The following is a 20,426-nucleotide window of genomic DNA, read 5'->3' as shown; positions in this document are numbered from 1 at the left end:
GACCGATGACGGTCGCCCCCTGGGTGCGCACCCGGATACGGTCCGCCCCCGGCGCCGCGCTGGCCCTGGCCCTGCTGGTGGCGGTGACCGCGTTCCTGGCCGCCGCGCTGCCGCGCGCCGTCGACCGGTACGGCGACGCGGGCCTGCACCGGACCCTGCGGTCGGCCGGACCCGACCGCACCACGGTGCTGCTGGCCGACCCGCGGACCGGTGCCGACCTGCCCCAGGAGGAACGCGAGGCGGCCGTCCGCGCGGACGCGCTGCGCGCGGACCACTCCGAGATCCTCGCCCTGGCCCCCGGGCTCCTCTCCGTCGACCCGGACCAGTCCGCGTACGGGGTGCGCACCTTCGAGGAACAGGTGATGGACGAGCCCTGGCTGCCGCGGCCGGACGGCCTGCCCGCACGGCTCACGTTCGTCGCGCAGGGCGGGCTCGGCGACCACTCCCGCCCCCGCGAGGGCCGGCTGCCCGAGGCCCGGGGCACCGTCACCGCGGCGACGGAGAGCGTCGAGGGCGCCGTCACCGCCGACACGGCCCGGGACCTGCGCATCGAGGTGGGTTCCGTCCTGGACGTCCCCGGCGTGGAACGCGCGCCGCTCAGGATCCGGATCACCGGCATCGTCGAGCCGCGCGAGCCCCGCGGCGCGTACTGGTCGGCCGATCCCCTGCTGCGCACCCCGGGCCTGACCCCCCTGCCCGGCGACCCGGACCTGCGGCGGTACTGGCAGGGACGCGTACTGCTCCCGCCGGACGCCGCCCCGGCACTGCTCGGCACCGCCGCGAAGCCCCTGCGCTACTGGCAGCTGGCCCCGTCCGTCACCGCCCTGCACGGCTACGACGCGGCCCGGCTGAAGTCCGCCGTCGCTGCCCTGGAGTCCGGCCCGGCCCTCCAGCAGGTGCGCACGGCCACCTCGCCCGACGTCACGGCGAGCACCGAACTGGACGACGTGCTCGCCGAGTACAGCGGGCTGCGCTCCGCCATCGGCCCGATGGTCTCCGTCGCCGCCTTCGGCACCGGCACGGTCGCCGCCGTGGTCTTGGTCATGGCGGGCTCACTGGCCGCGGACCGGCGCCGCGCCGAGCTGACGCTGCTGCGCGCCCGCGGCGGATCCCTGCGCGGTGTCGCCGGCCGGCTGCTCGCCGAGACGGCGGTGGTCGCCGTGCCGGCGGCCGCCCTCGGGCTGGCGGCCGCCGGGCTCGCGTTCCCCGGCGCCCGGCCGGAGTACGCGGGGGCCGCCGCGGGCGCCGTCGCCCTCCTCGGCTGCCTGGCCCTGCCCCTGCGGGCCGTCGCCGCGCACCGGTCCGTGCGCGTGCACGGCGGCCGCGAGGACATCGTCTCGGCACGCCCGTCGCGGCGCCGCACGGTCGCCGAGGTCACCCTGCTCGCGCTGGCGGTGGGCGCGGTCGTGGCGCTGCGCACCCACGGCACGCCGAACGGGGCGACGGCCTCCGGTGACCAGCTGGTGTCCCTGGCCCCGGTGCTGGTGGGGACGATCGCCGCCTTCGTGCTCGTACGGCTCTACCCGCTGCCGCTGCGCGGGCTGGCCCGGGCGGCACGACGGCTGCGGGGCGCGGTCGGTCACCTGTCCCTGGCCCGCGCGGGCCGCGCCTCCGGCTCCGCGGTGCTGCCCCTGCTGGGGCTGCTGACCGCGCTGACCACCGCCGCCTTCGGCGGGTCCGTGCTCACCGGTGTGGACGACGCCCGGGAACGCGCGGCCGTGCTCACCGTCGGCGCCGACGCCCGCGTCGAGTCGCCCTACCCCCTGCCGTCCGGCCTGGCCGAACAGGTCCGCCGTGCCCCCGGCGTACGGGAGGTCACCGCGCTGAGCGTCACCCGGTTCGCCCGGCCCGGGAACGACACGCGGACGGTCCCGGTGGCCGGCGTCGACCCGGCCGGCTACGCCGCCCTCACCCGGCACACCGGGATCGGCGCCTTCGACCGGGAGGCGCTGAAGGCGTCCGGGGCGCCGGAGGCCCTGCCCGCCCTGGCCTCGCCCGAGGTCGCCGGCCGCCACGGCACCCGGCCCTTCCCGGTGCGCATGGAGGACGGCACCTCCGTCACCGTACGGATCGCGCTGGTGCGCGAACGGACCCCCGCGGTCGTCGGCGAGGAGTTCCTGGTCGTGGACCGGTCGGGGCTCTCCGCCCGGTCCGCCCGCCCGACCCTGCTGCTGGCGACCGGCGACCACCCGGACGGGGCCGCGCTGCGGGCGGCGGCGGGCAGCGGGACACCGGTCCTGTTGCGCGCCGAGGAACGCGCCGGCTACGTCGACTCGCCCCTGCAGTCCGGCGCCGAACGCGTCTACGCCGCGGCGGTCACGGCGGGCGCCGGCTACGCCGTGCTCGCGCTGCTGCTGACGCTGGTGCGCGCGGCCCCCGAACGGGCGGCGCTGCTCGCCCGGCTGCGCACCATGGGCCTCACCCGCGCCCAGGGGCGCCGTCTGCTCGTCCTCGAGTCCCTCCCCCAGGCACTGCTCGCGGCCCTGGGCGGGGTGCTCACCGCATGGGCCACCATCCGGCTGCTCGCCCCCGGCATCGACCTGACCGCCGTCGCCCTGCCCGCCACCGCGTCGTCGGCGGGGCGGGCGGCGCTGCGCACGGATCCGGTGTCGCTGCTGGTGCCGGCACTGGCGGTCGTGGCGCTGACCGTCGGGGTCGCGGTGGCGCAGGCATGGTGGACGGGGCGCCGCGGGTCCGTACGGGAGCTGAGGGTGGGGGACGCCCGGTGAGGCCGGACGGTGCGGGGCCCGGGACGAGGCGTCCGACAGGACCGGACGATCCGGGACCCGGGACGGGGGCGTCCGGTGGGGCCGGAGGGCGGCGGGCGGCCCCGACGCCCCCACCGCGTACCGGACGTCCGCGACCGCGACCGACCGACTCCCGCCCAGGAGGCGCCCGATGACCTCGCATCCCACTCCCACCCTGGCCGAGCTGGCCGGCCGCGTCGCCGCCGACCGCGACCGCCCGGCCTACGGCCATGACGCGCTCATCACCTGCGACCGCCTGGTCCGTGTCTTCACCGCGGACGGGGTGGAGGTGCAGGCGCTCCAGGGGCTCGATCTCCTGGTCCGGGAGGGCGAGCTGATGGCGCTCGTGGGCGCGTCCGGCAGCGGCAAGTCGACCCTGATGAACATCCTGGCCGGCCTGGACACCCCCACGGCCGGCGCGGCGCGCGTGGCCGGCCGTGATCTGCTCACGATGACCGCGAAGGACCGGCTCGCCTACCGCCGTGAGGTCGTCGGCTTCGTCTGGCAGCAGACGTCCCGCAACCTGCTGCCCTATCTGACCTCGGCGCAGAACGTCGCCCTGCCGATGCAGCTCGCCGGCCGCCGCGGCGGCCGCTCCCGGTCCGGACGCCGGGCCCGCGCCGAACGCGCGCTGGAACTGCTGGAGCTGCTGGAGGTGGCGGACTGCCGCGACCGCCGCCCGCATCAGATGTCCGGCGGCCAGCAGCAGCGCGTCGCCATCGCCGTGGCCCTCGCCGGCGACCCTTCCGTACTCCTCGCCGACGAACCCACCGGCGAACTCGACTCCCACACCGCGGAGCAGATCTTCGCCGCGTTCCGCACCGCGAACGAACGGCTCGGCACGACCATCGTGATCGTCACCCACGACCAGGCGGTGGCGAGCGAGGTCCGCCGCACGGTCGCCATCCGGGACGGCCGCACCTCCACCGAGGTGCTGCGGCGCAGCGAGGTCGACGCGGCCACCGGCCACGAGACCGTCGTCGCCCGCGAGTACGCCATGCTCGACCGCGCCGGACGCCTCCAGCTCCCCGCCGAGTACACGAAGGCGCTGCACATGCGTGACCGGGTCGCGCTGGAGCTGGAACCCGACCACATCGCCGTCCGCCCGGACGACACCCCCTAGCGCGCGGACCGGCCTCAGCGCACGCTGAGGCCCAGCGCCCCGAGGCCCGCCCGGCGCACGGCGACCGACCCGTAGGGCGTACGCAGCCGGAGCCAGGACCCCGAGGAGAACAGTCCCTGTTCGCCGCCCCGCAGGAACCCCAGCGACTGGGCGGCGTGCACCGCCCGCACCGGAAGTCCGGTCCCCGCGACCGTGCGGGACCAGATCTCCCGCCCGATCCGGTCGAGCTCGGCCCTGGTGCGCAGCTCGGGCGCCAGCTCCTCCGTACGGGAACGGAACTCCGCGACCGACGCGGCGACGAGCCCGCTCAGCTCCCGCGGCGCCGGCAGTCCGGGCTCGGCCCGCCAGCCGCCGCGCGGCGGCAGCACCCCGGCCCACGGCGGTCCGGTCACCGCGCCCGGCACGGCGGCCGTGGCGGCGGACTCGTCCACCGACTCCAGCAGCTCACCGGCGGACACGGTCACGTCCAGCGTGACGTCGAGCCCGTTCTCGTACGGCTTCACGAGCCGTACGGCGCGCACGGCGAGCACCTCGAAGGAGGGCGGCCGGCCGAAGACGGCGAGCGCCGTGCCGGCCGCCTGCAGCCGCACCGCGGCGGAACGGTCGTAGTGCAGCAGCCGGGAGAGGAAGGCCGCGAGGTCCGCGGCCTCCCTCTCGTCGGCGAGGTGGAGCACCGTCATGCGGCGACGGCCTCCTCCTCTTCACCGGCGGGGTCGTCCGTGTACTCCTGGAGGAACTCGCGCTCCTCGGCGGTGAGCCGGCGCGGACGCTGCGCCTCGAAGTCGAACGGCACGATCACCGTCGACGCGCGGACGTAGACGAGGTCGTCGTCCTTCACCTCGTAGGTGAGGGTGAAGGACGCCGCCCTGATCTCGGTGACCCACAGCTCGATGTCGACCGGGTGGTGCCGGTGGACGAGCTGCCGCTTGTAGTCGATCTCGTGGCGCGCCACCACGGACCCCTGCTTGAAGTCCTTCTCCGGGCGGAACAGGAAGTCGATGCGGGCTTCCTCCAGGTAGCGGAGGAACACCACGTTGTTGACGTGGCCGTACGCGTCCATGTCCGCCCAGCGCAGCGGGCAGCGGTAGAGGTGCCGCAAGAGATCAGCCCCGGGTCAGCTTCTTGTAGGTGGCACGGTGCGGGCGCGCGGCGTCCGGGCCGAGCCGCTCGACCTTGTTCTTCTCGTACGACTCGAAGTTGCCCTCGAACCAGAACCACTTGGAATCGCCCTCGTAGGCGAGGATGTGGGTGGCGACCCGGTCCAGGAACCACCGGTCGTGGGAGACGACCACGGCGCAGCCGGGGAACTCGAGCAGGGCGTTCTCCAGGCTGGAGAGCGTCTCGACGTCGAGGTCGTTGGTGGGCTCGTCGAGGAGCAGCAGGTTGCCGCCCTGCTTGAGGGTGAGCGCGAGGTTGAGGCGGTTGCGCTCACCGCCGGAGAGCACACCGGCCGGCTTCTGCTGGTCCGGGCCCTTGAAGCCGAAGGCCGAGACGTAGGCGCGGCTCGGCATCTCGACCTGGCCGACGTTGATGTAGTCGAGCTCGTCGGAGACGACCGCCCACAGCGTCTTCTTCGGGTCGATGTTCTCGCGGCTCTGGTCGACGTACGAGATCTTGACGGTCTCGCCGACCTTGATGGACCCGGAGTCGGGCTCCTCGATCCCCTGGATCATCTTGAACAGCGTGGTCTTGCCGGCGCCGTTCGGGCCGATGACCCCGACGATGCCGTTGCGCGGCAGCGTGAAGCTGAGGTCGTCGATGAGCACCTTCTCGCCGAAGGCCTTGCTGAGGTTGTTGACCTCGACGACCACGTTGCCCAGGCGCGGGCCCGGCGGGATCTGGATCTCCTCGAAGTCCAGCTTCCGCATCTTGTCGGCCTCGGCGGCCATCTCCTCGTAGCGGGCCAGACGCGCCTTGGACTTGGCCTGCCGCCCCTTGGCGTTGGACCGCACCCACTCCAGCTCTTCCTTGAGCCGCTTCTGCCGCTTGGCGTCCTTCTGGCCCTCGACCTTGAGGCGGGTGGCCTTGGTCTCCAGGTACTTGGAGTAGTTGCCCTCGTAGCCGTGCAGCCGGCCGCGGTCGACCTCGCAGATCCACCCGGCGACGTTGTCCAGGAAGTACCGGTCGTGGGTGACGGCCACGACGGTGCCCTCGTACTTGGCGAGGTGCTGCTCCAGCCAGTTCACCGACTCGGCGTCGAGGTGGTTGGTGGGCTCGTCGAGCAGCAGCAGGTCGGGCGCCTCGAGGAGCAGCTTGCACAGCGCCACGCGGCGCTTCTCGCCACCGGAGAGGTTGGCGACCGGCCAGTCGCCGGGCGGGCAGCCCAGGGCGTCCATGGCCTGCTCCAGCTGGGCGTCGAGGTCCCAGGCGTTGGCGTGGTCGAGCTGCTCCTGCAGCTTGCCCATCTCGTCCATGAGCTCGTCGGTGTACTCGGTCGCCATCTGCTCGGCGATCTCGTTGAACCGGTCGAGCTTGCCCTTGACCTCGGCGACACCCTCCTGGACGTTCTCCAGGACGGTCTTGTCCTCGTTCAGCGGGGGTTCCTGGAGCAGGATGCCCACGGTGTAACCGGGAGTGAGGAAGGCGTCACCGTTGGACGGCTGCTCCAGCCCCGCCATGATCTTCAGAACGGTCGACTTACCGGCGCCGTTCGGACCGACGACACCGATCTTCGCCCCCGGCAGGAAGCTCAGGGTGACGTCGTCGAGGATCACCTTGTCGCCGTGCGCTTTGCGCGCCTTGCGCATGGTGTAAATGAACTCAGCCAAGAGAAACCGTCCGGCAGCTTGAAATCAGGCAGTGGGCAGATACACCCCATCTTGCCCGACCGCCACCCCCGGGGGGAAACCCGTTCGGCCGGAGGGCTCTGACCTGGGGATTCGCTGCCGGTCGACGCCGAGCGCCTTCGGGCGCCCCGTCGGCGGCGCCGTCTCTCCTCACCCGGGCGGCACGGGCAGCCCTGTCAGCGGCGTCCCTGGAACGGCCGCGGCCGCGGCCGACCGGATTCCGGCCCCCGTTTCCCTCGTGCCGCCGGACACCGGCACACCGGGCACCGGGGATGTCTCAGTCGCCGGAGGGGGCGTTTCCGCGGCGGGTGAGGACCAGGCCCGCTCCGCCGAGGACGACCAGGGCGATCGCGGTGCCGGCGATCCACGGGGTGGCGCCGGAGGAGCCGGTCTCGGCGAGGTTGGTGTCGGTGGGGCCGGTCAGGGGGTTGGGGGCCGGGCCCGTGAGGGTGTGGGTGGTGGTGCCGGTCTCGGCGGCCCGGGTGAGGCAGTCGAGCATGCCGGTGAAGCGCCGCTCGAAGCCGTTCGGGCCCGTGACCGTGAAGTCGTAGGGCCGGTCCTCGCTCAGCGGGACCGTCACCGTGCGGGACTCGCCGCCCGCGACGGTGTGCTCCGCGCCCGCCACTTCGAAGGTGAACGGCTCGTCGTCCTGGTTGGCGACGGTGACGTCCACCCCGCCCTTGGCGCAGTTCTCGCGGACGGACAGCGCGGGTATCGCGCCCTTGAGCGCCCAGGTGGCGCTCGCCGTCGCCGAGACCGTCGACTCGCTGGAGCCGGCCAGGATCTGTGTCTGGCTCCTGCTCTCGGAGACGAAGGCACGACCGACCGGCACCGTCGTCGAGGCCTGCGCGGTCAGCTCGACGGTGCCCGCCGCCGCGTCCTCGGGCACCTCGAAGAAGACCTGGCCGCCGTCGGTGGCGGTGGTGACGGGCTCGCCGTCCTTGTCCACGATCCGTACCCCGCTCGTGGTGGCGTCCGCCGGCGGGGAGATGGTCACGCTGCGCGCGTCGGTGCGCACCGTCACCGGGCCGAGCCGCTCACCCGGGCGGCCGGAGACCGCCGGCGGGTCCAGGGCCAGCGACGCCTTCGGCTCCCCCTGATCGCGGGCGTGCTTCCGCAGGTAGTCGGCGAGCTGCTCGGCCTGGGGGTCGACGGCGTCCACGGAGACGTCGTCGGAGTACCGCCAGATGGCCACCTGCGTGCCGGCCGCCGCGTCCTGCTCGGTGAGCCGGCCGCGTACACCGGCCTTCTTCGCGAGTGCCGCGAGGTCGTTGACCTGCGGGTAGGAGTTCCGCAGGATCCAGCGGATCCGGCCGGCGTCCTTGTTGACGCCCAGTGAGGTCCCGCTCCAGGCGGTCTCGTGGTACTTGGCGTCCTGCTGCGTGGGCGTCTGGATGTCGACGCAGTACGTCTGCAGCATGCCGCCGCCCTCGACGGACATCTCGAACAGTCCCGCCGACACCTGCTGGTCCCCGGTGGCGCCGTGTATCACTGCCGCGCCGTAGGTCTTGAGTCCCTCTATGGTCGCGGCCGCCCCGCCATGGTCCGGCACCGTCTCCTCGTCGGCGGCCGCTCTCCCGGCACCGGCCAGTACGGCCGTGGTGACGAGTCCGGACACCAGCGCCCCTGCGGCGACGCGGACCGGCCCGCGTCCGCGCGCGGGCCCCGCGGAGAACGAAGCAAACACCGAAATCCTTCCCGGGCGGGACCCGTTGGCATGGGGGGCTGACGGTCCCACCAGCAGAATCACCGGCTCCGGGGGTGCCGGGAGCCATGCCCGGCATCCTAAGGAGGCGGCGATGCGCGCTTGCCGATGATCGCGTCGGAGGAGTGATCCGACTCGGAATCGTTATCGCGGAAGCCGTCTCGAGCAGGGCTTATCGACAAATCCACCCGGGATGTTCCGGTACGTATCCGCCGATAAGCCATGGTTCGGTCAGCGCCGGCACCGAGGCCGGATCACTGACCTCATGTCACCGTCGCCGGTTCCGGCTGCCGTTGGGACGTGTTTTCGTCCACGGCCACTGAATTTTCCGGCCCGTTCTCCCAGTTGGGTTCGGGGCGTTCCGGCACGGAGGCCTGCTCCGGTCGCTGCGCGCGCCGGAAGGCGGCCGTGCCCCGGGCGAGGTCGTGGCCGATCGACACCGCGTCGATGTCCGCCGACATCCACCCCGGCTGTCCCTCGCGCGTCTCCGTACGCACCTTCAGCCGGCCCTGCACGATCACCGGTTCGCCCACCGACAGCGACGACGCCGCGTTGGTGGCGAGCTGCCGGTTGGCCCACACCGTGAAGAAGTTGGTGTGCCCGTCCGCCCAGGCGCTCCTCTCCCGGTCCCAGTACCGGGACGTGACCGCGATCCGGAACCTGGCCGCGGGGCCGGTCGCCGTCTCCCGGTACACCGGCCGCGTCGCCACGTTGCCCACCACGCACACCATCGTCTCGTTCATCGTGTCCGCCTCCCTCGCCCGGACCCGCCGGCCGCGCACGGCGGATCCGGCGCCGGGCCGATACGCGCACGGGCCCGTCCCGTACGGCTGCCGTCCGGCAGGGCGGCCGCGGACCGTCCCGCGACCACCGCGAAGCCAGACTGCCTGCGCCGGGCCGGGTCCGCTGAGCGCTGTGGACCACCGCCGGCCTGTGGACACCCCCGCCACCCGAAGGAGGCGCTCCGCATCAGCCCCGGCCGGCCCCCGCCCCCGCTCCTGCCCCAGCCCCTGTCCCCGTGCCCACGACCCGCCCGTACTGCTCCCGTACCTCCTGGTACCGCAGCAGCTCCGCCGCCACCGGATCCAGGACGCGGGCCCGGCCGCACCCCGAGGCCGCCTCCCGCAGCCGTCTCTCCGCCTCCTGCCCGTACCGCCGGGCGGGCCCCCGGGCCGCCATGCGGCAGCCCCACTCGACGAGCGGGCCGCCGACGATGCCGATCGCCATCAGCAGCACCGGCACCCCCAGGTTCGGCGCCATGACCCCGATGATCTGCGCCAGCAGCCACAGCCCGCCGACGAACTGAAGGAGCGTCATCGACACCTGGACGAGCACGGCCAGCGGCCACCACCCGGGCCGCGGCGGCCTCCCCGGCGGCAGTCCCGCGTGTACGGCCAGCTCGTCCAGCGCCTCCGGCAGGCCCTGGGAGCCGCGTACGGCCGCCTCCCGCACGGCCAGCGCCCACGGCGCCGGCAGTCCGGCCGAGGCGCGGTCGGCCACCGTGCGCACCGCCTGTTCCACACGCTGCCGGGCCGTGGCCTCCTCCTCGTGCTGGCCACGCAGGGCGATCCGGCCGGTGGACGGCTCGCCCCGCTCCTGGCACCAGCGCCACAGCCGCAGCCAGGGCGTGCCGCACGCGCGGTTCGCGTTGCGCAGCCAGGCGCGTTCGGCCGCCTCGCCCGTGGCGGTGGCCCCCACGGCGTCCGCGAGCCGGTCGGCGAACTCCTCGCGCGCCTCCTCGCTCAGCCCGGTGCGCCGCCGGGTGGCGTAGACGGGCCGCAGCCGGGCCGCCGCGACGTCCACGTCCGCGGAGATCCGCCGGGCCGGGGCGCCGCGTTCGGCCACGAACCGGGCGAGGGATTCGCGCAGTTCGCCGACCCCGTCCCCGGTGAGCGCGGACAGTGCCAGCACGGTCGTACCGGGTTCGCCGTACTCCCCCAGGACGATGCCGTCCTCGTCGAGCAGCCGCCGCAGATCGTCCAGGACCTGCTCGGCGGCCTCCCCCGGCAGCCGGTCGGTCTGGTTGAGGACGACGAACATGACCTCCGCGTGGGCCGCCATGGGCCGCAGATAGCGCTCGTGCAGCACGGCGTCGGCGTACTTCTCGGGGTCGACGACCCAGATGACCGCGTCGACCAGGCCCAGGACGCGGTCCACCTGCTCACGGTGCTGCACGGCCGCCGAGTCGTGGTCGGGCAGGTCGACCAGGATCAGCCCGCGCAGCCGCTCGTCGGCGTCCGCGGTCGCCTGGAGGGGGCGCCGCCTGAGCCTGGGCGGGATGCCGAGGCGTTCGATGAGGCCGGCCGCGCCGTCGCTCCAGCTGCACGCGATGGGTGCGGCGGTGGTCGGCCGCCGTACGCCGGTCTCCGAGACGGGCACTCCGGCCAGCGCGTTGAAGAGCTGCGACTTGCCGCTGCCGGTGGCGCCCGCGATGGCGACGACGGTGTGCTGTCCGGAGAGCCGGCGCCGCGCGGTGGACTCCTCGATGACCCGGCCCGCCTGGGCGAGGGTCCGGTTGTCGAGCCGTGCGCGGGAGAGCCCCACCAGCTCGCGCAGCGCGTCGAGCCGCGTCCGCAGCCACGGGTCGTGGGCGAGCGGGGTCACGGCCTGCGGCACGGCTGTACGGGCCGCGGCCGCCCCGCCCTGCTCCTCGTCGGCGCTCCCGTTCACCCGGCGCGCGATCAGCCCGTCGTCCCAGGGGCTCGCGGTGTCCGTACGGGGTGGTGCTCCGGCGTCGCGGCCGGAGTGCTCAAGGTGTTCGGGATGCTCGGGGTGCTCGGGGTGCTCGGTGTGGTCCTGGTCAGTGACGGCGGTCACCGGTCACCTCTCCTTCTGCAGTACGGACAACGCGGCGATGAGTTCGGCCTGGGGCTCCGCGTGCACCTCCAGCGCGTCGAGCGGGGCGAGCCGGCGTTCGCGTTCGGCGTGCATGACCCGGTCCACGTACGCGACGAGCAGCCGTCCGCCCCGGTCGCGCAGCCGCAGCGCGCCGTGCGCGCCGATCCGCTCGGCGAGCCCCTCCCCGGCGGTCCGGGCCCGGCGGCCGCCCAGCAGCGCCGTGGCGACCAGCGCGGCGACCGTCTCGGGATCGGGCGCGGCGCTTCGGTCCAGCTCCCGCACCTCGTCCTCGGCGTACTCCTCGAGCTCGCGCCGCCAGCGCCGTACGGCCAGTCCGATGCGGTGCTCGGCGCTCTCGGGCGCGGCACCGCGCCCGGCGAGCTCGGGGGCGTCCGCCGCGGGCTCGCGCCGCCAGGCGTCGTCGACGCGCTCGTCGGCGGCGGCGACGGCGCACAGCAGCAGCGCGCTCAGGCTCTCCACCAGGGTGTCGAGGAGTTCGCCCGGGGTGCAGTCCAGGGGGAAGGCGCGCCACCGCCTGAGCGCGTCGCCGGCGAGTACGGCCCCGGCCTGCAGCCGGCTCCGTACGCGCGCGTGCTCGCTGTCGTACGCCCCTTCGACGGCGGCGGTGAGCCGCAGCGCGGCCGCGTACTGCGCGGCGGCGGCACCGGCCAGTTCGGGCATGCGGGTGTCGAGGGAGCCGAGGACGCCGTACGCGGTACGGGCCATCACGTACTGCCGGGCGGCGGGATCCAGCGTCTGGTGGACCAGCCAGGTCCGCAGCGCGGCCACGGCGGTGGCGGGCAGCAGTCCGCCGCCCCAGGCCGACTCGGGCAGTTCGGGCACGGTGAAGCGCGGTACGTGGCCGAGCCCGGCCTTGGTGAGCAGGGCGCCGTACTGCCGGGACACCTCCGCGACGACCTGGTGGGGTACGCGGTCCAGGACGGTCACCAGGGTGACGTCGTACTCCTTGGCCGTGCGCAGCATGTGCCAGGGCACGGCGTCGGCGTAGCGGGCGGCGGTGGTGACCATGATCCAGATGTCCGCGGCGCTGATGAGTTCGGCGGCGAGGACCCGGTTGTCGGCGACGAGGCTGTCGACGTCGGGCGCGTCCAGGAGGGCGAGGCCGGGCGGCAGGGTGTCGGCGGTCTCGACGCGCAGCACCCGCGCGGGGTCCTCGCCGGGCAGGAGCAGGTCGTCCGCGGGGTCCCGGTGGTGGGGCACCCATACGCGCGTGAGGTCGGGCAGCACCCGCATCCCGCTGAACCAGTGGTGATCCTCCGGATGGCAGACGAGCACCGGTGTCCGGGTCGTGGGCCGCAGGACGCCCGCCTCACTCACCCGGCGGCCCACCAGGGAGTTCACCAGAGTGGACTTCCCGGCTCCGGTGGATCCTCCGACGACGGCCAGCAGAGGTGCTTCGGGGTCTCTCAGCCGGGGCACCAGATAGTCGTCGAGCTGCGCGAGCAGTTCGTCGCGGTTGGCACGCGCGCGTGCGGCCCCCGCCAGGGGCAGCGGGAAGCGTGCGGCGGCGACACGGTCGCGCAGGGCGGAGAGTGCGTCGAGCAGCTGGGGCCGTACGTCCAAGGTCACCACATGCGAAGAATGCCCAATTTTGGGGGAATTCTGAAGCATATGAGTATGCCTGCGCGCCGACCGGACACAAGGGACGGAAGGGACGACCGTGACGCATGCACGCCCCAGGCATAACGAGTGCACAACACCCGGTGGCGCGAGAGACCAAAAGCGGTGCACGATTCGTACCTGCCTGCGATTATCAGGACCGCTTCACCGAACCTCCACATCGAGCCACGGAGGCGAGGCAACAGGGACAAGGATGCGGGAGCCCTATCCTTGTCTCCGGCGACGTCACGGACAGGCCCGGCCCCGGGCACCACGACGACAGGCCACCACACCGGCCCCCGTAGCTCAGTGGATAGAGCAGGCGCCTTCTAAGCGCTTGGCCGCAGGTTCGAGTCCTGCCGGGGGCGCACGTCTCCGCCCTCCCTTTAGGGAGGGCATTTTGCTGGTCAGACCCGGTGCCAGCCGCCACGACGAAGCCCCGGACGCCCTCTCGACGTTCAGGGGCGGACTCTGGGGCCGTTCGGCTGTCACCGGGTTTTCACGGATGGCCATACCGCACACGTGTCGAAGCTCCCGGCCGGAGGACCAACCGGCACCAGGTGCCTCGATGGCGTCCCGTCCAGGATCACGAACGCCTTGGTGGAGGCGGCGCAGGCCGCGCGGTCCGCAGGCCGGGAGCCGGCGCGGCGAGGACCGCACCCGCAGCAACCGCTGAACACTTAGCGAAGAACCCGCTGCAGGCTGTCGCGCGCCGGCAGGTCGGCAGGTCGGCAACGACGCAAAGCGGATCAGTGCGCCGGTTCGGACGTGCCTCGCGCCTGGTCGCGGCCGGCGACCACCACGTATCCATCGCTCTCGGGGTCGAAGGTGGTGGACCGCACCATGAGCCCGACGCTCCGCAACTGCGCCACGAGGTCCTCGTACCGGTAGGGCCAGATGGACAACCGCTCCGAGCAGGCTCGCACCGCCCCGTCCGGCTCGATCCGGGCGACCACGATCTCGAGGAAGTGTTCCTGCTCCCAGCGCTGCTCGATCTGCCAGGAGTAGCTGACGACCGCATCGCGGCCGTTGCGGCGGATGAGTCGATCGCGGACGTCCACCCGTGAGCCGGCGGAGCGCACCAGCTCCCAGTTGCGTGACGTGAGCACGAGGCGTCCGCCCGGATTCAGCAGCCGCGACATCGCGTCCAGTGCCGCCAGGCGCCCGGCTGCGCCCTCGGCGTGCCCGAGCGAGTTGCCGACGCAGAACACCAGATCGAACGTGGAGTCCTCCAGGTGGTCGGGCAGCTCGTCCCAGCTCGCGCGGAGGGCTCGAAGCGGGACACCCTGCTCGCCGGCGAGCCTCTCGGTCCGGCGAACCATCCCCGCACTGGCGTCCGCGGCGACCACGTCAAGGCCAAGACGCGCGAGACCGACGGCGAGCTGGCCGGTTCCACACGCGCAGTCGAGGACGCGCGCACCGGGCGGCACAGAGCCCACGACATCGGTGCAGTACACCGCGGCCGCCTCGGCGGGGGTCGACCTGTCGTCCCCGATCAGCCACTCGTACACGTCGGAAAGCACCCCATAACCAGCCACCGCGACCACTTCCCTCACTCGACGACACGCAGGCTGGACCACGCCTGCGATGCGAACCTCGCGCCTCGCGCTGTGCCGGGCCGTGTCGGCGAGGCATCGAGCAGGACCCAACCACTACCGGCCGCTGAGACTCCACCGGATTTCGCGGGAAACCACGACACACCGCACCGACGCAGGTCCCCGCTCCACCGGCGCCCCATCGACCACGACGGGGACCGCGGCCGGCACTGATCTCGTGACCGTGGCAATGGAGGCCGGCGTCATCACTGCCGAGCAGGGTGAGCAGATCAAGACTGTATGGGTCGGCCACTTGCAGAGCTGATGAGTGCAGCCATGCCGCCACCCAACAGGACGACCGCTCCGCCGGACGTACTACAGCGACCAGGGACGGCCCGTGGAGACGGCGGACATCGTGGTGCCCGCCGCTCACTGCGAGATCGTCTATGAGATTCCGATCAACCGTTAGCCGCTACTCGCAGGGCGGTTGATACACACCGGGCGAGGTTCAAAAGGCATGCGCCCCGTCGACGACACATGATCGCCAGCGAGGCGCTACTACGAGACCAGCGGCCCTCAAGCCACGGGTGATGGAGCTACTCTCCGAGCTGAGCGGCCAGGAACACCGCTGCTACCGAGGGGCGGACTGCGTACGTTGCGCCCGCACTTCCCTCAGGGGCCTCCCACCAGTAGAACGGATACCGCCGCCCACTGTTGCCGTGCCCCTTGCTCGTCCCGGACAGAACACCTGCCACGCGTCGCGCCGGATCACTCCCGTTGGGCCCACCCAGGGCCTTGTCCACCAACTCTGTGCAGTGGATCCTCCGGCCGGGGTTGCGTAGCAGGTACTCGAACATCTGCCGGGCCTGCGGGGCGAGCTCGGCCAGGAACACTGCGGCGCGTTCCAAGTCCTCGGGACCCCATTCCGGAGCTTCGTAGTGCCCCTCTTCCCCGGAATGCTCAGCCCACCGCGGATCAGCCTCAGCCAGATACGTCGTCACGTCCACCCCCACGTCTCGCCTTTGAGAGGCTTCATTCTGCCCCGTTCCAAGCCCGCCCCGGGACTGCTCCGTTCCCCTGACCGGCCCAACCTCCGGCACCGCAGACCATCGGCCGGTGTGCGTGACCTTCACACCGTACGGGCCGCCCGTACAGTGCATGCCGAATCCGTGTCAAAGCTCCACCGACATACCGCTCAGTCGAGGAAGAGCCACAGGTCATCAGGAGGGTGGGACACAACCCGCAAGGCGCTTTCCAAGCGTTTGGCCGCAGGTTCGAGTCCTGCCGGGGAGCGCCGACGCTCATGGGCCGGCGGAAACGCCGGTCTTTCCGCTTGTCCGCGCACCGCGGCTCCGGGCGGGCCGGGCCCCCTCACTCCGATCCATGATCAGGTATGACTGGATCGCCCACCTTGGAGTGATTGCGGCGGATTTGCTGGACTCCTGGTAATCATGGAACGGTTCGCTGTCTTTCGCCTTCCCGGAGCCGTTCATGCGCACTGCCGTCCCCGCCGCCCAGGACTCCGTGGAGGAGCGAGGGCTCGCCTTCCAGGGTTTCGCGTACACGTGCCGGATCGTCCATCAGAGCGCACCGCAGACGGCTCCGTTGCTGCTGCTCGGGGGGTCGTCGCAGAACCGGTACTCCTGGCAGGGCCACGAGAGGTGGCTGGCGCCGTTGTGCACGCTGATCACCGTGGACCTGCCCGGTTACGGCAGCTCGGACTTCCTGCCGGCCCGCTACGGCATCGACTTCCTCGCCGACGCCGTCCAGCACATGCTGACGGAGCTCGGTGTCCCCGAGGTGAACCTGTTCGGCGGCTGCTTCGGTGAGGTCGTCGGCCTCCGCTTCGCGCAGCGGCATCCGGGGTCCGTGCGGCGCATCGTCTTCGCCGGCGCGGCGATCCGTCTTCCCGGCCTCTACACCGACGCCGTACCGCGTGTGTCACACGCGCTCGAACAGGGTGACATCGAGGGGGCCGCCGAAAGGCTGGTCCAGTTGTTCATGTCGAACCCGGGCATCGGAAAGGTCCGCAGGCACGCGGCGGTGGCGCGTCTCCTCCGCCGGCAGTTCATGAACCAGACGCCGGACGAGCTCAGGAAGGCGGTCGAGCACAACACGAGGCTCGTGACGCACGGCTGCTACGAGCCCCTGCCCGTGCCCGACGTGCCCTCGCTGGTCTTCACCGGCGAGTACGACTCCCTGTGCACCCCTCAGATGGGCCGTGAACTCGCCGCGACGATGCCCTCGGCACGGTTCACCACCGTCAAGGAGACGGACCACCTGGTCACGGTCGAGCGCAGCCAGGAGTCCGCCGACCTGATCGGCCGCTTCTGCACCGACCGCCCCATCGACGGCCTGCCGTACTGCACCCCCGTCGAGTCGTCGTACGCCGCCCCTCTCACGGCGCCGCGGCCCTGCTGAGCGGGCCGGGACACACGGAACGGCCGGGACCCCTCGGGGGTCCCGGCCGTTCTCCGCCTCGCGGCAAGACCTGGGCGACAGCCGTGTCAGGCTTCCGATCCATGGGGACGGATGACGACAATGCTGTTGCAGGAGACCTCTCCTCCACCGGAGCAGGTCTGCGACTGGACGCAGCTGATGGTCTCGCCGTCGGCGACGCACGCGTCGGAACCGTCGTCGGCAAGGGCCTGCGAGGCGCCGAGACCGACCAGGGCGAAGCTCCCCAGGATTCCGGCTGCCGCTGTCGCTGCGATCTTCTTCGAGTTGAACATTTACCTGTTTTCCTTATGCGGTCGGCCCTCCACCACGGGCGGGAGAGCCGTTCCGATCAATGGGGTGCGGCCCGACAAGCCGAGGAGTCCCGGGGCTCGAACCACTGGGTTCGAGCCCCGAGACCTGCCTAGATCACTGGATCAGTGATCGTCAGCCAACACCGAGGATGGAGTTGCACTCCACGGAGGTGGCGCCCGCCGACGGGTTGCCGACGCCGATGACGTTGGCAGCCACGTTGGTGTCCTGCAGGCCGATCAGGGCCTGCTGGAAGTTGGCCTCACCCGTGCAGGAGTGGCTCTGCTCGCTGTCGAGCTTGAAGCTCGGCTCGTCACCGGCGTGGCTGACGCCCGCACCGAGGAAGCCAACGCTGCCGAGCATGGCCACGACGACCGCGGCCTTCTGGAACTTACGCATTACCTCTCCGTTTCTCGTTGTGTCGGCACGTTCCGTTATGGCCCGTTCACCGACAGTCATGACTATAAGGGATGTTTTGCGGCGCTTCGCAACCGAAACGTCCAATTGCGTAACTTTCCTGTGAATATGCAGGTCAGCGCGGTGCGAGGAGGTATCAGATGGCCGAACGGGAGGTGGGGGGCACGTCGTGTCACGCGTAGCGGTACGTCGCGCTGACGTCCTCCAGGTCGCCGGGGGTCACGTCCCACGGCGGCAGCTTCTCGTGGCGGGAGACGATCCGGCCGTGCTGCGCGTCGCCGGAGCCCGGCGCGGTCGCGGGCCGGTAGCGGGCCCCGCCGTGTCTGCGCTGCCAGCGGTACCACTGCAGGTCGACGAAGGCGTGGTGGAGCCAGAAGACGGGGTCGTTGACGGAGGCGGCGGTGAGCATGCTCCCGCCGACCCAGCGATGCACCCGGTTGTGGTTGCGCCACGAGACGCTGCCCCGGCCGGTGCCCCAGCCCTCCATCCGGTTGCGGAAGCCCCGCGTGACCGTCGAGTCCCAGGGCGCCACGTCGTAAGCGGACTCCTTCAGCGCCCACTCCAGGTCTTTCTTGCCCGGCAGGGCGATCGGATCGGCCCGGCGGCCGAGGTCCCGGGTGAGGAACTCCGTGTCGGTCACGTTCACCCGGATCGTCCAGTTGCCCTCCCGGTACGCGAACGGACCCGTCGTCACCTGGCGGTCGGAGCGGCGCCCGTTGCCGCCGAGCAGGTCCGCGGTCCACGGCGCGGAGCGGGTCGTGCGGTCGCGGGTCCAGTCCCAGTACGGCAGGGTCACCGAGGAGTCCACCCGGCGCAGGGCCTCCTCCAGGTCGAGCAGGAACCGGCGGTGCCAGGGCAGGAAGGAGGGTGCCATGTGCGCGGTGCGCAGCCCCCGTTCACCGTCGGAGGCGTAGTACGCGATGTGCGTGCGCACGAACTCGTCGTACTCGCCCCGCCGCTTGACCTCCAGCAGCGCGTTCACGAACCGGCGTTTCTCGGTCGCTGTGAGGGTGGCGGCGTCCTTACGCACGTACGCCATGCCGGCCTCCTTCGTGCCCGTGCCCGTGCCGCGGCTGCGTGCCCGCGTCACGCAGCCGCTCGCCGGGGGCGAGGGCGTCCGCGGCGGCGCGGGCGGCGTCGAGCGGTGTGCGGTAGGAGCAGTAGTGGTCGACCATGCTCAGCCAGGTGCCGTCGGCCCGCCGCATCAGGTGCAGGGGGCGGCCGTCGAGGGTGACGTGCCAGTGGCCGTCCGCGGTCCGCGTCCCCTGGATGCGGCGTCCCCGGTGCGTCCGGTCGAAGGAGGCGCGGCCGGGGGCCTCCCCGGGAGCGGCGGGGCGCGGGGCGCGGAAGGCGGCGAGCAGCGGTGCCAGGGCCGCGGCGAGCGCGCCGGTGCGCAGTCCGCGGGTCACGTCCCGCCGTGTTCTGCCCTCCGGGGCCGGTGGCGGTGGTGACGGCGGCTGTGTGTCTTTCGGGGTTCCGTCGATGTGGGTGACCATCGGTCCGACTCCCTTGTCCATACGGTTGTCCATACGGTTGTCCGTAGCGGCAAACGGAATCCGGCCCCCAGTGGGAACTGGGGGCCGGATCGCGCAGGGGTGTTTTTCAGGCGTGCAGCCCGAGGTCGCCGTGGACCGGCTTGGCGTCGTTCACCGTGGCCGCCGCTTCCTTCGTCGTGCCGAGCAGCGACGTGTCGTCGGTGTCGGCGAGCGTCTCCGCCTCGTGCGCCGGCATCAGCTCGAAGGGGACCGCGGTACGCAGGCCGGTGTCGACGCCGGTCTGCGCCAGGTCGATGGGCTCCGCGTACGCGGGCGCGGCGGCACCGGCGGCGATCAGGGTTCCGGCGAGGACGGCGGCAGCCTTCAGGGACTTCATCGTGTTCCTTTCTTCGGCGCCGCGGGGGCGGTCACCGGAGGGGAATTCTGTCGCCGTGCCTAACGATCCCCGGCCGGGGCGGAAACCGTGAAGCGGGAGATTGGCAAGTCCTCATATGAGAGTTTTTCGAGGACGGCCGGGTTTTACGAAGACGCCGCGGGCGGCAGCAGCAGCGGGGTGAACGCGGGGAACGTGGCGCCCGGGAGCAACGGCGCGGGCGCGGGCGCGGCCGGCGCGGGCAGGGTCGACGCCTGGGGCCCGGTACCGAGCAGGGCGTCGACGAGGTCGTGCACCCGGGCCGCCAACTCGCCGCCCAGTGCGGGGTCCTCGGTGGTGCTCCCGTCCGCGCCGGTGTCGGGCCGGAGCAGTTCGAGGAGGTTGTCGAGGGTTTCCCGCAGGGCGGTCATCTCCTCGTTCGTGAGGTCGTCCACGGAGACGGTCAGCTGCGTGTCGTCCGTCGTGACCGACGGCGACGGCTCGGTCGTGGCGGTGGTCTCGGTGGTGGCTTCAGTGGTGGTGGCCACCGGGTCCTCGTCGGCCGCCTTCGCCTGGGCTTCCTTCGCCAGGGCCTTCCTCGCCGCGTCGCCCAGTCTCCTGACCTCGGCGGAGGACGTCTGGCCACTGTCCGTCCCGAGCACGGCCTTCAGCAGGTCGACGACCGGGGCGAGTCCGTTCTCGTCCCCGTCGACGGTCCTGACCTGCGCGAGCAGCGCGGCGGAGGACGCCGCGCGGTCGTGTTCGGCGGCCGTGTCGGCTGCCATGGCGGCCGGGCCGGCGAGGCCGGCAAGAAGGGCGGCGCACAGTGCGCCGAGTGCGATGCGCCGGGCAGGCAGAGCGCGCATGGAGGGTCCTTTCGCAGGCTTCGGATCTTGAAGCCCACCGTGAGAGCACCCGAGGGCTCCCGCAACCGGGGGTGCGCCGTTCGGTTCCCCGCACCACACCGTCGCACGTTCCGCCCGCACCGCACCGTCGCGCGTTCCGCCCGGTGGGTCCCGGGAGGCGGCGGGCCGGGGCGCCAACCCCTTCTCCTTCCCC

General features: G+C 72.4%; 18 protein-coding genes, 2 tRNA genes and 1 pseudogene. 6 read left to right on the top strand and 15 right to left on the bottom strand.

Going from position 1 to position 20,426, the window contains the following annotated elements; translation table 11 throughout:
- The first annotated feature begins 5 nt into the window (after positions 1 to 5).
- Positions 6 to 2,729: an ABC transporter permease gene (locus IH50_RS0105905; RefSeq protein WP_030858020.1), complete on the top strand. Its 2,724-nt coding sequence runs from the start codon at positions 6 to 8 to the stop codon at positions 2,727 to 2,729.
- A gap of 169 nt (positions 2,730 to 2,898) precedes the next feature.
- Positions 2,899 to 3,870, top strand: coding sequence for an ABC transporter ATP-binding protein (locus IH50_RS0105900; RefSeq protein WP_030858019.1), 972 nt, complete (start codon positions 2,899 to 2,901; stop codon positions 3,868 to 3,870).
- A 14-nt stretch (positions 3,871 to 3,884) separates the two neighbouring features.
- On the opposite strand, the gene IH50_RS0105895 is transcribed toward IH50_RS0105900, so the two are convergent.
- From IH50_RS0105895 to IH50_RS0105865, 7 genes are all read right to left on the bottom strand, one after another.
- On the bottom strand, positions 3,885 to 4,550 hold the full coding sequence (locus tag IH50_RS0105895) for a hypothetical protein (protein ID WP_030858018.1): 666 nt from the start codon (positions 4,548 to 4,550) through the stop codon (positions 3,885 to 3,887).
- A complete protein-coding gene (locus IH50_RS0105890; protein ID WP_030858017.1) occupies positions 4,547 to 4,969 on the bottom strand; it encodes an acyl-CoA thioesterase in 423 nt (140 codons plus the stop codon). The genes IH50_RS0105895 and IH50_RS0105890 overlap by 4 nt, the downstream gene beginning before the upstream one ends.
- A 4-nt stretch (positions 4,970 to 4,973) precedes the next feature.
- Positions 4,974 to 6,638: an energy-dependent translational throttle protein EttA gene (ettA, locus tag IH50_RS0105885; RefSeq protein WP_030858016.1), complete on the bottom strand. Its 1,665-nt coding sequence runs from the start codon at positions 6,636 to 6,638 to the stop codon at positions 4,974 to 4,976.
- Positions 6,639 to 6,933: 295 nt separating this feature from the next.
- The gene (locus IH50_RS0105880; protein WP_030858015.1) at positions 6,934 to 8,343 is read right to left on the bottom strand and encodes a Cys-Gln thioester bond-forming surface protein; all 1,410 of its coding nucleotides are present in this window, start codon (positions 8,341 to 8,343) and stop codon (positions 6,934 to 6,936) included.
- A 281-nt stretch (positions 8,344 to 8,624) separates the two neighbouring features.
- Positions 8,625 to 9,104: a single-stranded DNA-binding protein gene (locus IH50_RS0105875; RefSeq protein ID WP_030858014.1), complete on the bottom strand. Its 480-nt coding sequence runs from the start codon at positions 9,102 to 9,104 to the stop codon at positions 8,625 to 8,627.
- A gap of 226 nt (positions 9,105 to 9,330) precedes the next feature.
- The gene (locus tag IH50_RS0105870) at positions 9,331 to 11,178 is read right to left on the bottom strand and encodes a YfjP family GTPase (RefSeq protein WP_030858013.1); all 1,848 of its coding nucleotides are present in this window, start codon (positions 11,176 to 11,178) and stop codon (positions 9,331 to 9,333) included.
- A gap of 3 nt (positions 11,179 to 11,181) precedes the next feature.
- Entirely contained in the window at positions 11,182 to 12,792 is a 1,611-nt protein-coding gene (locus IH50_RS0105865; protein WP_030858012.1) for a dynamin family protein, read from the bottom strand.
- A 322-nt stretch (positions 12,793 to 13,114) separates the two neighbouring features.
- Between IH50_RS0105865 and IH50_RS0105860 the strand changes: the two genes are divergently transcribed.
- A tRNA-Arg gene (locus tag IH50_RS0105860) sits at positions 13,115 to 13,187 on the top strand.
- Between the two features lie 381 nt (positions 13,188 to 13,568).
- On the opposite strand, the gene IH50_RS0105855 is transcribed toward IH50_RS0105860, so the two are convergent.
- Entirely contained in the window at positions 13,569 to 14,357 is a 789-nt protein-coding gene (locus IH50_RS0105855; protein ID WP_030858011.1) for a class I SAM-dependent methyltransferase, read from the bottom strand.
- Positions 14,358 to 14,715: 358 nt separating this feature from the next.
- On the opposite strand from IH50_RS0105855, the pseudogene IH50_RS39390 reads away from it, so the two are divergent.
- Positions 14,716 to 14,823, top strand: a pseudogene (locus tag IH50_RS39390) (GntR family transcriptional regulator); the annotation flags it as partial.
- Between the two features lie 127 nt (positions 14,824 to 14,950).
- Here the strand turns inward: IH50_RS39390 and IH50_RS43140 are convergent.
- Positions 14,951 to 15,514: a DUF6416 domain-containing protein gene (locus IH50_RS43140; protein ID WP_267883268.1), complete on the bottom strand. Its 564-nt coding sequence runs from the start codon at positions 15,512 to 15,514 to the stop codon at positions 14,951 to 14,953.
- Positions 15,515 to 15,547: 33 nt separating this feature from the next.
- Between IH50_RS43140 and IH50_RS41565 the strand changes: the two genes are divergently transcribed.
- Both IH50_RS41565 and IH50_RS0105840 read left to right on the top strand, forming a co-directional pair.
- Positions 15,548 to 15,648, top strand: a tRNA-Ser gene (locus tag IH50_RS41565).
- 197 nt (positions 15,649 to 15,845) lie between these two features.
- Complete coding sequence (locus tag IH50_RS0105840) at positions 15,846 to 16,775, top strand: alpha/beta fold hydrolase (protein WP_030858008.1); 930 nt, start codon at positions 15,846 to 15,848, stop codon at positions 16,773 to 16,775.
- An 86-nt stretch (positions 16,776 to 16,861) separates the two neighbouring features.
- Here IH50_RS0105840 and IH50_RS0105835 read toward each other — a convergent pair whose 3' ends face one another.
- From IH50_RS0105835 to IH50_RS0105810, 6 genes are all read right to left on the bottom strand, one after another.
- Complete coding sequence (locus IH50_RS0105835; protein WP_030858006.1) at positions 16,862 to 17,086, bottom strand: hypothetical protein; 225 nt, start codon at positions 17,084 to 17,086, stop codon at positions 16,862 to 16,864.
- A 151-nt stretch (positions 17,087 to 17,237) separates the two neighbouring features.
- Positions 17,238 to 17,501 carry a hypothetical protein gene (locus tag IH50_RS0105830; protein WP_030858004.1) on the bottom strand — a complete coding sequence of 88 codons (264 nt, stop codon included), beginning with the start codon at positions 17,499 to 17,501 and terminating at the stop codon, positions 17,238 to 17,240.
- A 190-nt stretch (positions 17,502 to 17,691) separates the two neighbouring features.
- The gene (locus IH50_RS0105825; protein ID WP_030858002.1) at positions 17,692 to 18,558 is read right to left on the bottom strand and encodes a tyrosinase family protein; all 867 of its coding nucleotides are present in this window, start codon (positions 18,556 to 18,558) and stop codon (positions 17,692 to 17,694) included.
- The gene (locus IH50_RS37485) at positions 18,542 to 19,048 is read right to left on the bottom strand and encodes a tyrosinase family oxidase copper chaperone (RefSeq protein WP_030858001.1); all 507 of its coding nucleotides are present in this window, start codon (positions 19,046 to 19,048) and stop codon (positions 18,542 to 18,544) included. The genes IH50_RS0105825 and IH50_RS37485 overlap by 17 nt, the downstream gene beginning before the upstream one ends.
- 73 nt (positions 19,049 to 19,121) lie before the next feature.
- Positions 19,122 to 19,391, bottom strand: a complete 270-nt coding sequence (locus IH50_RS0105815) for a hypothetical protein (protein WP_030858000.1) — start codon at positions 19,389 to 19,391, stop codon at positions 19,122 to 19,124.
- Between the two features lie 143 nt (positions 19,392 to 19,534).
- Positions 19,535 to 20,233, bottom strand: coding sequence for a hypothetical protein (locus tag IH50_RS0105810; protein WP_030857998.1), 699 nt, complete (start codon positions 20,231 to 20,233; stop codon positions 19,535 to 19,537).
- Between the last annotated feature and the right edge of the window lie 193 nt (positions 20,234 to 20,426).

This window comes from Streptomyces sp. NRRL S-37 (assembly GCF_000721605.1).
Classification (GTDB): domain Bacteria; phylum Actinomycetota; class Actinomycetes; order Streptomycetales; family Streptomycetaceae; genus Streptomyces.
This window is presented reverse-complemented; position numbering and strand designations above follow the sequence as displayed.